The organism is Streptomyces sp. NPDC005774, from assembly GCF_042871645.1.
GTDB classification, from domain to species: domain Bacteria; phylum Actinomycetota; class Actinomycetes; order Streptomycetales; family Streptomycetaceae; genus Streptomyces; species Streptomyces pratens.
In genome coordinates, this window is sequence record NZ_JBIAIV010000091.1 from 1 (window position 1) to 13,727 (window position 13,727).

Here is a 13,727-nt window from a genome sequence, read left to right on the forward strand (position 1 = left end):
ACAAGTTCCACTGCGCCGCCTGCGGCCACACCGCGCACGCCGACACAGTCGGAGCTGTCAACGTTCTACGGGCCGGGCTGGTCCGTCGCGACGCCGACCCGGCATAGCGAGAAGCCCCCTCGTTTACGAGGGGGAGGAGTCACAAGGCAGGCGGTACGGCCCGCACGGAGGTGCTGTGCGACGGCAGCACTGCAGCACCCGCAATGAAACCTGCTCCGGCAATGAGACGGTGGTGCGAAATATCGTTGGAGCTCTGCCCGTTGTGTGTGTTGGCGCCCCTGTGGTGGTCCTCGGCATGGAGTGGAGGAAGCAGGTTCTACTGCCGTTTGCCGGCCAATTCATGGCATGCCCGCGAGTCATCTCGGCCACCGTCGAACCCGTCTAGGCTGTGCCCATGGAGCAGCGCGAGATCATGCAGCGGGGCGTCGGCATCCTCACCGAGGCTCTCGAGATGCGGCGGCAACTCCGGGAGAACCCGGACGCCGAGGTGACCAGAAGCGGAGCGGTCTCCGCCCTTCTCGAAGAGATGCTGCCGCACATCCAGTTGCCGGCCGACGCGAGTCCCCGCGAGGTGGCGGAGATCGTCACCGAGAAGCTGGGACCCGCCATCGTGCACATCACCTCCGCCCTCACCTTCGCGTTCGTGCAGCTCGCCGAAGTGCATGACGCCGGCCGCACCGACGTGTCCTCCGCGGACGTCCTGCGCTCCATCTCGCTGCGTTACGAGCCCCGGCCGGAGCGGTAGGCGGCGCCCGCCCGACGGTTGAACGACCCCCGGAGGGGAAGGGATCCCACGGAGCCATGGTTGACAACGATGTCAGACCTCTCGGAGGTTTTGGTGTTCGGATCCCCGCTCAGACCGCGTCAGTCCGTCCCCCGCACCCCCCGCACCTTCCTCACCCCCCGCACCCCCCGCACCTTTCTCACCCCCCGCACCCCCCGCACCTTCCTCACCCTCCTGCTCGCCGCCCTCCTGGCCCTCGGTGTCCTCGCCGCGCCTGCCCGTGCCGTGGAACCGGAGGGGGGAAGCTGGACCGTGCGGCAGCCCGGCGCGGCGCGTGACGGCGTGAGTGCCGAGGTGCGCGTCGACGCCGTGGAGGGCACGGTGACCCTGGCCGCCCGCAGGGGCGGCGTCACCGTGCTCGAACCCGCGCCCGTCGGCATCGTCACCGACACCGCCGACCTCACCTCGAACCTGCGGCTGGAATCCCGCACTTCACGCGAGGTGGCCGAGCGGTACACGATGACCACCGGCAAGCAACTGCGCCGCACCGTCCGGATGACCGAGACCCGGTTCTCCTTCACCGGTACCGACGACGCCCGACTCGACCTACTGGTCCGGGCCGCGGACGACGGGGTCGCGTACCGCTACATCCTGCCGGGCGACGGCGACGGCGACGGCGACGGCGATGGCGACGGCGGCAAAAGCGGCGACGTCACCGTCGAGCGCGAGGCCTCCACCTTCCAGCTCCCCGCCTCCGCACGCGCCTGGCTCGCTCCCTACACCCCCAACTACGAGCGCCTGTACGTCCCGGACACCGCGGCAGGCGCCGCCGACGGCACGTACGGTTACCCGTCCCTCTTCCAAGTGGGCGACACCTACGCCCTGCTGACCGAGGCCGACGTCGACGGACGCTACGCGGCCGGCCGCCTGGTCCACGAACAGGGCAGCGGACGGTACACGGTGGAACTGGCCGACGACACCGTCACCTCCGCCGGCCCGCTCGCCACGCCCTGGCGCACGGCCGTCATCGGCAGCCTGGCCGGCGTCACCGAATCCACCCTGGTCGACGATCTCGCACCGGCCTCCCGCATCGCCGACACCTCGTGGATCAGGCCCGGCCCGGTCGCGTGGTCGTGGCTGGACGGATTCGCCGCGGCGCAGCGCAGCCTCGCCACCCAGCAGCACTACGTCGACTACAGCGCGGCGCACGGCTGGCCGTACATCCTGGTGGACGACGGCTGGAAGACCACCGACTGGATGCCCGAGCTGATCGACTACGCCCGGAAGCGGGGCGTACGGGTCCTGCTGTGGGCGCATTACACCGACCTGGACACGGCCGCGGAACGCGCCGAGTTCCTGCCCCGGGTGAAGGAATGGGGTGCGGCCGGACTGAAGATCGACTTCATGGACTCCGACTCCCAGGAGCGCTTCCGCTGGTACGACGACGTCCTGCGGGACACCGCCCGGCACGAACTGCTCGTCAACTTCCACGGCGCGACCCTGCCCAAGGGGATCCAGCGGACCTGGCCCCATGTGATGACGCTGGAGGCGGTCTACGGCGCCGAACAGGGCAATGTCCCCGCCGCCGGAATCGCCACCCTGCCGTTCACCCGCAATGTCGTCGGGTCCATGGACTACACCCCGATGGCCTTCCAGTTCGGTACCCGTACCGTCTCCGATGCCGCCGAACTCGCCCTGTCCGTGGTCTACGAGTCCGGCTTCCAGAACTACGCCGGGTCGGTCCGGGCCTACCGGGACCGACCCGAACTCGAGCGGTTCCTGGAGCAGGTGCCCACCGTGTGGGACGAGACCCGGCTGCTGTCCGGACAGCCGGGTCAAGGGGCGGCGTTCGCCCGGCGGCAGGGGGACCGGTGGTTCCTCGGCAGCGTGAGTTCCGGCGCGGCCGGCACCCAGGGCGTTCCGCTGGACTTCCTCGGCGGCGGGCGCTGGCTGGTGGAGGTCGTCCGGGACGGTGACGACGGCCTGGTCGGGGAACGGCGGACCGTCACCGCCCGCGACACCCTGAGCGTGCCGACGGCCGAGCACGGCGGTTTCGCCGGGATCGTCTGCCGTGCGGTGCCCGGCCGCGACAGCTGCGACCGGCCGGTGTCGCGGCTGCCGCTGACCGCGCTGGCCGTGGAGCCGGCCAGGACCGATGTGGAGGCGGGCGCGTCGGTCGACGTCGTCGGCCGGTTCGCGGTGGAGGAGTTCGGCCCGGCCGAGGATGTCTCGCTGACCGTGCGGGCCCCCGAGGGCTGGACGGTGAAGGGCGACGATCCGCACGCCGGGCGGCTGCCCGCCGGGCGTGACCTGAGGGGCGACTGGACCGTGAGTGTGCCGCAGGGCACGGAGTACGGCGGCCGGGACCTGGTGGTGACCGCGAAGTACCGTTCCCCGCACGGGCGGAGTGACCGCAGCCTCCAAGTCGAGCGCACCGTCCGGGTGTTCGTCTCACCACCCGGCGTCGACCATGTGAGTGACCTGCCGTTCGCCGCCGAGAGCAACGGCTGGGGGCCGGTGGAGCGGGACCGGTCCAACGGCGAGCGCGACGCGGCCGACGGCGGCACCCTGAGCATCCGGGGCACCGCGTACGACAAGGGGCTCGGCGTTCATGCCGCGAGCGAGGTCGTCGTCGAACTCGACAGCGCCTACCGGCGGTTCATCGCAGAGGTGGGGGTCGACGACGAGGTCGGCGGCAAGGGGAGCGTCGCCTTCGAAGTGCTCGCGGACGGCAGGGCCCTGGCCACCACCGGGGTGCTCACCGGCGCCGGCCCGGCCCGGCGGATCGACGTCGACGTCACCGGAGTGGAGCGGCTGACCCTGCGTGTCACCGACGGAGGTGACGGCCTCGACTCCGACCACGCCGACTGGGCCGGCGCCCGGCTGCTGATGTAGGCGTTCGCCGCACGTCTGCGACCGACGGTACGCGCCGTGCCCGTCGCCTCGGTGACGGGCACGGCGCGCTCGGACCGGGGTGCCGCCGAAGCCGGTCCCGTTCCCGCCGGGACCGCGGTGCACGGCCTGGCGGTGCACGGCCTTGCGGCCCGAGGGGGACCGGCAGCCCGTGGGACCCGGGGCCCTCCTGGGCGCCGCGCGGCAGGTCGTTCCGGACTCTTGACTCCTTACGCGCCAGTAGTCATCCTCGGCCCATAGGTTGCTCAGGTCATGACAATCGAGCGGTCGGGGCCGGACACCGGCCCCGACCGCCCGAAGAGCCGACCGTGCTGTTCCGTCGACGGAGGGACGTGGGCCGTGACCATCGCTCGACGCAGGTACGGCGGACGCCGTCATGTCGCCCTCGTCTCCCTGCTCCTGTTCGTGCTCGCCATGTCCCTCGGCCCGACGCCCAGTTCGGCGGCCGACGGCAACTGGTGGGAGCCGACCGCACGGCCGGCTCCGGACTCCGGCATCGGCGTCACCGGCGAACCCTTCACGGGTACCGACGTGCGCGGCGAGGTCCGCGGATTCGTCGACGCGCACAACCACCTCATGTCCAACGAGGCCTTCGGCGGCCGGCTCATCTGTGGCAGGCCCTTCTCCGAGAAGGGGATCGCCGACGCGCTCAAGGACTGCCCCGAGCATTACCCCGACGGCTCACTCGCGATCTTCGACTTCATCACCAACGGCGGTGACGGCAGGCACGATCCGGACGGCTGGCCCACCTTCGTGGACTGGCCCGCCCACGACTCCCTGACCCACCAGCAGAACTACTACGCCTGGGTCGAACGGGCCTGGCGCGGCGGGCAGCGGGTCCTGGTGAACGACCTCGTGACCAACGGTGTGATCTGCTCCGTGTACTTCTTCAAGGACCGCGGCTGCGACGAGATGACGTCGATCCGGCTGCAGGCGAAGCTGACGTACGACATGCAGGCCTACATCGACCGGATGTACGGCGGCACGGGCAAGGGCTGGTTCCGCATCGTCACCGACAGCGCCCAGGCCCGGCGGGTCGTCGAACAGGGCAAGCTGGCGGTCGTCCTGGGCGTCGAGACCTCCGAACCCTTCGGCTGCAAGCAGGTCCTGGACGTCGCCCAGTGCGACAGGGCCGACATCGACGCCGGGCTGGACGAACTGTACGACCTCGGCGTACGCAGCATGTTCCTGTGCCACAAGTTCGACAACGCGCTGTGCGGAGTCCGCTTCGACGAGGGAGCGCTCGGCACCGCCATCAACGTCGGCCAGTTCCTGTCGACCGGCACCTTCTGGCGGACGGAACGGTGCACCGGCCCCCAGCACGACAACCCCATCGGACTGGCCGCCGCGCCCGGTGCCGAGGCGGAACTGCCCGGGGACGTCGACGTCCCCGCCTACGACGAGGACGCCCAGTGCAATGTGCGGGGGCTCACCGACCTCGGTGAGTACGCGGTGCGCGGCATGATGAAGCGCAACATGATGCTCGAGATCGACCACATGAGCGTCAAGGCCACGGGCAGGGCGCTCGACATCCTCGAGGCCGAGTCCTACCCCGGCGTCATCTCCTCGCACAGCTGGATGGACATCGACTGGACCGAGCGGGTCTACGGTCTCGGCGGCTTCGTCGCCCAGTACATGCACGGCTCGGAACACTTCGTCGAGGAGGCGAGGCGCACCGAGGCGGTGCGGGACGAGTACGGCGCGGGCTACGGCTACGGCACCGACATGAACGGCGTCGGCGGCTGGCCCGCCCCGCGCGGCGCGGACGCGCCCGACCCCGTCACGTATCCCTTCCGCAGCGCGGACGGCGGGTCCGTCATCGACCGGCAGACCACCGGCGAGCGCACCTGGGACCTGAACACCGACGGAGCCGCGCACCACGGCCTGGTCCCCGACTGGATCGAGGACATCCGGCGCGTCGGCGGCCAGGACGTGGTGGACGACCTCTTCCGGGGTGCCGAGACCTACCTCGGCACCTGGGGCGCCTCCGAGCGGCACCGGCCCGCGGACAACCTCGCCAAGGGCGCTTCGGCGACGGCGAGTTCGGCCGAGTGGAACCCGTTCACGAGCTACGCGCCCGGCCGTGCGGTGGACGGCGACCGGGGCACCCGCTGGGCCAGCGACTGGAGCGACGACCAGTGGCTGCGCATCGACCTCGGCGCCATGCGCGAGGTCGGGCGCGTCACCCTCGACTGGGAGCGCGCGTACGGGACGTCGTACCGTGTCGAACTGTCCGCCGACGGCACCGTCTGGCGGGCCGTCGGGTCCGTCACGGCCGGCGACGGGGGCCTCGACACGGTCCGCTTCACCCCGCGGCAGGCCCGCCACGTCCGCGTCGTGTTCCTGGACCGGGGGACGGAGTGGGGCTATTCCCTGTACGAGGTCGGTGTGCACGGCAGGTGACGGACCGGCGCGGGCCGACCGCGCCGGTCCGACCGATTCGTTGCGACCGAGTTGTTGCAACCGGACCGTTTCGGCCGGGCAGGGTCAGCTGTGCCGGGGCAAGGCGTCGTCCAGCAGGGCCCGGACCGCGTCCAGGGCGGCGGCGCGGTCCGCGGGGACGAGGCCGATCCGGGTGCGGCGGTCGAGCAGGTCGCTCTCGTCGAGCGCTCCCTCGTGGCGCACCGCCCACAGCAGTTCGGCCCCGGTCACCGGATGGCCGGGCAGGACGGGACCGCCCAGCCGGGCGTCGCGCACGCCGAGGGCGTGCACGGCGGGTGCTTCCGTCCCGTAGTGCCGCACGAGGCGGCGGGGTGTGGGCAGGGCGGCGAGGACCTGCGGCGACGCGGCGCCCACCAGGGGCAGGGACGCGGTGCGCGACGGGCCGGCCGGCAGCCGGCGGACGCGCACGGCGGTGTCGACGGCGTCCTCGGCCATCCGCCGGTATGTGGTGAGCTTGCCGCCGACCACGGTGACGACGCCTTCGGACGAGGTCAGCACCGCGTGCCGCCTCGAGACGTCGGCGGTCCTCGGCGCCGTACCGGACCCCTCCGCCGAGGTGTCCAGCAGAGGGCGCAGGCCCGCGAAGGCCCCCACGACGTCGGCGCGGTGCAGCGGGACGTCCAGGACCGAGCACAGGACGTCCAGGAGGAAGCCGATGTCCGTCTCGGGTGCCTCGGCGACATCGGGGACGGGGCCGTCCACGGGTTCGTCGGTGAGCCCGACGTAGACCCGGCCGTCGTCCTGGGGCAGGACGAGGACGAAGCGGTTGGTCTCTCCGGGGACCGGGATGTGCAGACCGGCCGGAAGCGGGCCGAGGCTGTCCGGGCGCAGCACGAGGTGCGTTCCGCGCGAGGGGCGGATCCGGATGCCGTCGACGAGGCCCCCCGCCCAGACGCCGGATGCGTTGATCACCGCGCGGGCGCGTATCCCGCCCTCCTCACCGGTGAGTTCGTCGCGGACCCGGGCACCGGAGGCGGTCAGGTCCAGGGCCCGGACCCGGGTGAGGATCCGCGCCCCGTGCGCGGCGGCGGTGCGGGCGAGGGCGGTCACCAGCCGGGCGTCGTCGGTGAGCCGGCCGTCCCAGGACAGCAGGCCGCCGCGCAGCCCGTCGGCCCGTACGGCGGGAGCCAGATGGCGGGTCTCCGTCGCCGAGATCCGACGCGGCGCGGGCAGGGTCGCACGCGCGGTACGGGCCGCCAGCCGCAGGGCGTCACCGGCCCGGAAACCGGCCCGCGCCAGGGCGGCCCGACCGGGGGAGACCAGGGAGGTGAGGGGCAGTACGAACGGCTGCGCGCGCACCAGATGGGGGGCGGTGCGCTCCATCAGTACCCCGCGCTCGACCGCGCTCTCGTGGGCGACGTCGAGCTGTCCGGAGGCGAGATAGCGCAGCCCGCCGTGGACCAGCTTGCTGCTGAAACGGGAGGTGCCGAAGGCCAGGTCGTGGGCGTCGACGGCGACCACGCTCAGCCCGCGGGACGCCGCGTCCAGGGCGGCCCCGGCGCCGGTGGCACCGAGCCCGACGACGAGGACGTCGACGACGGCGCCGCCCACCGCCGCGCTCAGGTCGCGGGTGCGGCGGCCGGCGGACAGGGACGACGCGGAGGGGGTCGGTCCGGTGCGGGAGGTCATGGGGCGAGGGTCCTCTCCAGGATGTCGCGCAGTTCCGCGAGGAGGGCCTCGTGGGTGAGGTCCGGATCGTCCTCGTCGGTCATGGTCCGCAGGGACAGGGTGAAGGACTGGACGACCAGCAGGACGGCCCGTGCCTGCCGTTCGGGGTGCCCGGCGCGCACCGAGCCGTCGGCGTGCCCCTCGCGCAGGGCGTCGGCCAGCAGTTCCAGCATGGCTTCCTGGCTCGCCCCGCGCCGGTCCAGCACGTAGGGCAGCAGCAGTTCGGGATCCACGCCGACGATCTTCTGGAAGAGCGGATGCCCACCGAACGCCCGCACCCCCGCCACGAGCCCGTCGACCATCCTCGCCCGAGTGGCCAGCCCCGGCCGGGACTTTGGGACGGCCCCCGTGGCCACGCCGATCCACTCCCGCGTCATGAGGTCGCCGACCAGCGTGCGCACATCGGGCCACCGCCGGTACAGCGTCATGCGGGAGACCCCGGCGCGGCGGGCCACGTCGGTGAGTGTGGTGCGGCGGACCCCGACAGCCAGGACACAGTCGCGCACCGCGTCGAGCACGGCGTCGTTGTCCGCTTGGTTGTGACGAATAGGCGTCATGTGTCACAGTGTAACGCCACGTGAGGCCGTCGGCGACGGCATCGCTCCCATCGACCGGTGAGGACGACAGTCATGGACATGCTGTGGAGCGGCTGGGGCGACCCGGCCAGGGCCAAGCCGCTGCCCGACACCGTGATCGGACTCCTGCGCGACATGCTCGGCGTCAAGCCGCGCCCGAACGCACCGGTCGCCCTCGGCGAAGTGACCGTCCCCGAAACCCGGTTGGAGCCTTCGGCGCGCCGTGCGCTGGCCGCCGCCCTGGGAGGTTCGGACGAGGGCGCGGGCGGTGGTGCGAACGGCGGCGAGGAGCACGTACGCACCGACCCGGAGACCCGGATCCGGCACACCCGCGGCAAGTCCACCCCCGACCTGCTGCGTATCCGGGACGGCGACGTCACCGACCTCCCCGAGGCCGTCCTGTACCCCGCGGGCCACGACCAGGTGCTCGCCGTCCTGCGCGCCTGCGCCGAACACGGCCTGGCCGTGGTGCCGTTCGGCGGTGGCACCTCCGTCGTCGGCGGACTCACCCCCGGCCGGCCGCGCCCCTTCGTCGCCCTGGACCTGCGACGCATGGACCGCCTGCTCGCCCTGGACCCGGTCTCCCGCACCGCCACCCTGCAACCCGGCCTGCGCGCCCCGCAGGCCGAGGCGCTGCTCGCCGAACACGGCTTCACCCTCGGACACTTCCCCCAGTCCTACGAGTGGGCCACCATCGGCGGCTTCGCCGCCACCCGCTCCAGCGGCCAGGCGTCCGCCGGCTACGGCCGCTTCGACGAGATGGTGCTCGCCCTCACCCTCGCCACCCCCGAAGGCACCCTCGACACCGGCCGAGCCCCGCGCTCGGCGGCCGGACCCGACCTGCGCCAGCTCGTCCTGGGGTCCGAGGGTGCCTTCGGTGTCATCACGTCGGTGACCGTACGGATCCGGCCCGTCCCCCGGACCCGTATCCACGAGGGCTGGCGCTTCGACTCCTTCGAGCAGGGGGCCGCCGCGCTGCGCCGCCTCGCCCAGGACGGGCCGCGCCCCACCGTGCTGCGGCTGTCCGACGAGACCGAGACGCTGATCGGCCTCGCCCAGCCCGAGGCGATCGGCTCCGGCACCGCGCAGCCCGCCGGATGCACGGCCGTCGCCGGCTACGAGGGAACGGAGGAGGACACCGCGTACCGCAGGCAGGGCGCCGCGGCCGTCCTGCGCGCGTGCGGCGGGACCCCGCTGGGCGAGGAGGCCGGCCGGAACTGGGCGCACGGCCGCTTCTCGGCCCCGTACCTGCGCGACTCCCTCCTCGACGCCGGGGCGCTGGCCGAGACGCTGGAGACCGCGACGTTCTGGTCCCGCGTGCCCGAGCTGTACACCGCCGTCCGCGACGCCCTCACCGGCACACTCACCCAGGCCGGCACCCCGCCCCTGGTGATGTGCCACATCTCCCACATCTACGAGAACGGCGCCTCGCTGTACTTCACCGTGGTCTCGGCCCAGGGCGACGGCGACCCCGTGGCGCACTGGACGCGCGCCAAGCACGCAGCCAACGAGGCGATCCTCGCCGCCGGCGGCACGATCACCCACCACCACGCCGTCGGCACCGACCACCGGAACTGGTACGTCCGCGAGATCGGCCCGCTGGGCACCGACGCCCTGCGCGCCGTGAAGCAGCGCCTGGACCCGGCCGGAATCCTCAGCCCCGGCGTCCTCCTGCCCATGGACTGACACACGGCCCACCGGCGGCTGTCCCACCGGGCGACCGCCCGGCCTCCAGCCGCCCGACCGCCCTGTCAGACCACGTCCCCTCCCCATCCCGTCGGCCCGCCCGGAGGCACCCGATGCGACAGTTCACCGCCGTCGTCAATCCCACCGCGGGCGGATCCACCGGAGCGGCCGCGCTGCTCGCCCTCGCGCGCCTGCTCCGGGAGGCCGGCGCCGAACTGCACACGGAGTACAGCCGCAGCCTGGCCCACGCGCGGGAACTGGCCCGTGAGGCGGGCCGACGGGGCCGGGTGGTGCTGGCGGTCGGCGGAGACGGCATCGCCGGGGGCGTCGGCGGCGCGCTCAGCGGAACCGGCGCGACCCTCGGTCTCGTACCGGCGGGCCGCGGCAACGACTTCGCCCGTGCCCTGGGCCTGCCCGCCGATCCCGCGGCCCTGGCCCGGATACTGCTGCACAACGAACCGCGGCCGGTCGACACCATCGAGGTCGAGTCCGCCGTCCACGACCGCGCCGTCGTCCTCGGCAGCGTCTACGCCGGTGTGGACGCGCTCGCCAACCGTCACGCCAACCGGTCCCGGCTGCTGCGCGGCTCCGCCTCCTACTACGCCGGCGGCCTGCGCGCGGTCACCGGCTGGCGGGCGGCGCGCTACCGGGTCACGGTGGACGGCGAGGAACACACCCACACCGGATACACCGTGGTCGCCGCCAACTCCGGCTACTACGGATCGGGCCGCGTCATCGCCCCCGACGCCCGCGTCGACGACGGAGTCCTGGAGATCGTGATGATCGCGGACGCCCCACGGCGGCTGTTCTTCAGCCTGATGAACGACCTCAGGACCGGTGCCCACGTCCACCGGCCCCAGGTACGGAGCCTGCGGGGCAAGGAGATCCGCATCCTCGCCGACCGGGACGTCCCCTACGGGGCGGACGGCGAGGTCGAGGCGGTTCTCCCGGTGACGCTCAGAGTCCTCCCCGGAGCGCTCCGAGTGCTCCGCTGACCGGCCCCGGCGGCCTCCGCGTCGACCCGGGAACATGCGATCCGTCCCACGCGCCGGACGTACCCGACTCATCGGGCGCGTCCGGCGCGACGGGTTCGGCGACGTGGGCCGCCGGCCCCGCAGCGGCACCTTGCGTCAGGCGGCGAGGCGGCGAGGCGGCCGGGCGGTCGGGCCGTCAGGCCGACTTGCCGAGGAAGGACAGCAGGGCCTGGTTGACCTCCTCGGCATGCGTCCACAGCAGGCCGTGCGGGGCGCCCTCGATCTCCACGTACTCGGCGCTCGGCAGTGCCTGGTGGAACGGGCGCCCGGTCGATTCGATCGGCAGGATGTTGTCCGCCGTGCCGTGCAGGATCAGGGCGGGTACGTCGATGGCGGGGATGTCACCCCGGAAGTCGGTGAACCACGTCATCGGCGCGGCCGCCGCGGCGAAGAACCCGCCCGAGGAAGCCGTGCACCAGCTGTTGCGAACGGCTTCCGGGCTGATCCGGCTGCCGAGGTTCTCGTCGAGGTTGTAGAAGTCCTTGAAGAACGACGTGTAGTACGCGTACCGGTCCGCCTTCACCGCCGATGAGAGGCCCTCGAAGAACTCGCGGGGGGCCGCACCGGTCGGGTTGTCGTCGGTCTTCAGCAGACAGGGCTCCAGCGAGGCCAGGAAGGCCACCTTGGCGATCCGGCCCGAGCCGAACCGGCTGACGTAGCGGGCGACTTCACCGGTGCCCATGGAGAACCCGACGAGTACGGCGTCCGAGAGGTCGAGGGTCTCCAGGACCGTGTTCAGATCGGCGGCGAAGGTGTCGTAGTCGTAGCCCGTCGTCGGCCGGCCCGACCGTCCGAACCCGCGTCGGTCGTAGGTGATCACGCGGTACCCGGCGTCGAGCAGCGCGGCGGACTGCTTCTCCCAGGAGTCGCCGTCGAGCGGGAACCCGTGGATGAGGACCACGGGCTGTCCGGACCCGTGGTCCTCGTAGTAGAGCTCGATGTCGGTGGAGTTCTCGCGTCCCACGGTGATGTGAGGCATGGGCTTTCGTCTCTCCTCGGCTCGGTGTCGGACGACCCGGCCCCGCGGCCCCGCCGGGGCAGCGCAACCGGGCGACCCCTCCAGGTTCGCGCGACCTGCGCGAGCCCGCATCCGGTCACGTGCCGATGAGGGGGCGTGGCTGCCGGGCCACGCCCCCTGGACGAGTCCTGCGCCGGTCTGCCGGCCCGGTGGCGCCCCACGAGGTCAGCCGTTGCGGGGCTGCACGGTCATGACCAGCCTGCGAGGGCGGACGGTGGCACGGGCCACCGGTTCGACGACCTGACCGGGGGACAGGACCGGCCGGACCCTGCGCAGGATCGTCGCGAGGGCGGTGACCAGCTCGGTGAGGGCGAAACGGTCGCCGATGCACTTGTGCTTGCCCGCGCCGAACGGGAGGAAGCCCGGCGGCGGACCGCGGTCCAGCCACCGGTCCGGGACGAAGGCCGACGGATCGGGAAACAGCTCGGGATCACGGTGGAGGGCATGCTGGCAGTAGGCGAGTTCGGTGCCCGGAGGCAGGGTCCACCGGCCGAGGCGGGTCTCGGTGACCGTACGCCGGGTGACGAGCCAGCCGGTGTGGTGCAGCCGCAGCGTCTCGGTGATGACGCGGTTGAGGAAGGGCAGCCGGGGCAGATCCTCGAAGGTCACCGCTTTCCCACCGAGAACCTCGTCGAGTTCGCCCAGCACCCGGTCCTCGACATCGGGATGGCGGGCGATTTCGTACAGCGCCCAGGAAAGCACCGATGCCGTCGTCTCCGTACCGGCCACGGCCAACGTCAGTATCTCGGAAGAGATCTGATGGCTGGTCAACGGCTGTCCGGTCTCCTCGTCCCTGGCTCGCAGCAGCAGGGACAGCATGTCCCCGGTGTCGCGTCCTGAGGCCTGCAGTTCACCGACCGCCGTGTCGATGGTGGCGCGCACGGCGTCGCGCGCCCGGTCGAAGCGACGGTTGACGGGCAGCGGCAGACGCTCGGCCCAGTCGGGCAGCATGACGCGGGACCCGACCCCGTTCATCACGACCGACAGATCACGGCGGAGCCGGCGGAAGGTTCGTTCGTCCAGGCTGCCGGAGAAGACAGTCTTGGCCAGCATGTCCAGAGACAGTTTGACCATTGCCTCGCGGACGTCGAGGGCTTGGCCGGGGCGCCAGCCGTCGGCGGCGCCGGACGCCTCCTCGCGCATGATGTCGACGTACCCGGCGATCTCGTTGTGGGTGAACGCCGGTTGCAGCTGGCGCCGTTTGCGGACATGGGTCTGCCCCGCGGCGGTGACCACGGAGTCACCCAGCAACTGGCCCATTTTTTCGAAGAATCTGCCCTTGTCGAGGCTCGGGCCGAGTTCGATGAGCATGGTGCGGATCAGGGCCGGGTCCTGGACGACGACCGTCCGTGTCCCGGGCTGCAGGGTGATCTCGACGAGTGGTCCGTAGGCGGCGCGGAGCGAGGCGATGAATCCCAGGTTGTCCCGCATGAGGTGGACCGCGTGGCCGAGGACCGGAAGCGATCCTGAGGCCCTGGGTATGGGGGGAGGAGGGGCGGAGAGCGTCACGTGGGGGTGCTCCCTTCACAGTGGTGTCCGGTGGTGTCCGGCGCGTTGATCACTTCCCTCCTACGAGGGGCGGCTAACGGTAGTCCGTTGTGATCAGGCGCTTGCCGCAGTGTGATGGGGAGAGGAGTCCGCTGCGGCAGATGGAGGAGATCATGGCT

At 72.2% G+C, this 13,727-nt stretch carries 10 protein-coding genes; 6 read left to right on the top strand and 4 right to left on the bottom strand.

Annotation, left to right across the window (positions count from 1 at the left end):
- The 4 genes from ACFYQA_RS38120 to ACFYQA_RS38135 all read left to right on the top strand — a co-directional run.
- The coding region (locus ACFYQA_RS38120; RefSeq protein WP_388928208.1) for a zinc ribbon domain-containing protein at positions 1–107 on the top strand (107 nt) is incomplete at its 5' end.
- A gap of 287 nt (positions 108–394) precedes the next feature.
- Complete coding sequence (locus ACFYQA_RS38125) at positions 395–745, top strand: hypothetical protein (RefSeq protein WP_055592751.1); 351 nt, start codon at positions 395–397, stop codon at positions 743–745.
- A gap of 69 nt (positions 746–814) precedes the next feature.
- On the top strand, positions 815–3,619 hold the full coding sequence (locus tag ACFYQA_RS38130) for a glycoside hydrolase family 97 catalytic domain-containing protein (RefSeq protein ID WP_388928194.1): 2,805 nt from the start codon (positions 815–817) through the stop codon (positions 3,617–3,619).
- Positions 3,620–4,051: 432 nt separating this feature from the next.
- Positions 4,052–6,040, top strand: coding sequence for a discoidin domain-containing protein (locus ACFYQA_RS38135; RefSeq protein WP_388928210.1), 1,989 nt, complete (start codon positions 4,052–4,054; stop codon positions 6,038–6,040).
- An 84-nt stretch (positions 6,041–6,124) separates the two neighbouring features.
- Here ACFYQA_RS38135 and ACFYQA_RS38140 read toward each other — a convergent pair whose 3' ends face one another.
- Both ACFYQA_RS38140 and ACFYQA_RS38145 read right to left on the bottom strand, forming a co-directional pair.
- The gene (locus ACFYQA_RS38140; protein ID WP_388928197.1) at positions 6,125–7,708 is read right to left on the bottom strand and encodes a glycerol-3-phosphate dehydrogenase/oxidase; all 1,584 of its coding nucleotides are present in this window, start codon (positions 7,706–7,708) and stop codon (positions 6,125–6,127) included.
- Positions 7,705–8,304, bottom strand: coding sequence for a TetR/AcrR family transcriptional regulator (locus tag ACFYQA_RS38145; RefSeq protein WP_386401153.1), 600 nt, complete (start codon positions 8,302–8,304; stop codon positions 7,705–7,707). The genes ACFYQA_RS38140 and ACFYQA_RS38145 overlap by 4 nt, the downstream gene beginning before the upstream one ends.
- A 72-nt stretch (positions 8,305–8,376) precedes the next feature.
- Here ACFYQA_RS38145 and ACFYQA_RS38150 point away from each other — a divergent pair, with 72 nt between their 5' ends.
- Together ACFYQA_RS38150 and ACFYQA_RS38155 are read left to right on the top strand one after the other, a co-directional pair.
- Positions 8,377–10,008, top strand: coding sequence for an FAD-binding oxidoreductase (locus ACFYQA_RS38150; protein ID WP_388928213.1), 1,632 nt, complete (start codon positions 8,377–8,379; stop codon positions 10,006–10,008).
- 113 nt (positions 10,009–10,121) lie between these two features.
- The gene (locus ACFYQA_RS38155; RefSeq protein WP_388928199.1) at positions 10,122–11,003 is read left to right on the top strand and encodes a YegS/Rv2252/BmrU family lipid kinase; all 882 of its coding nucleotides are present in this window, start codon (positions 10,122–10,124) and stop codon (positions 11,001–11,003) included.
- Between the two features lie 175 nt (positions 11,004–11,178).
- On the opposite strand, the gene ACFYQA_RS38160 is transcribed toward ACFYQA_RS38155, so the two are convergent.
- On the bottom strand, positions 11,179–12,021 hold the full coding sequence (locus ACFYQA_RS38160) for an alpha/beta fold hydrolase (RefSeq protein ID WP_388928202.1): 843 nt from the start codon (positions 12,019–12,021) through the stop codon (positions 11,179–11,181).
- Between the two features lie 204 nt (positions 12,022–12,225).
- Positions 12,226–13,569, bottom strand: a complete 1,344-nt coding sequence (locus ACFYQA_RS38165) for a cytochrome P450 (RefSeq protein WP_388928205.1) — start codon at positions 13,567–13,569, stop codon at positions 12,226–12,228.
- Positions 13,570–13,727: the final 158 nt, after the last annotated feature.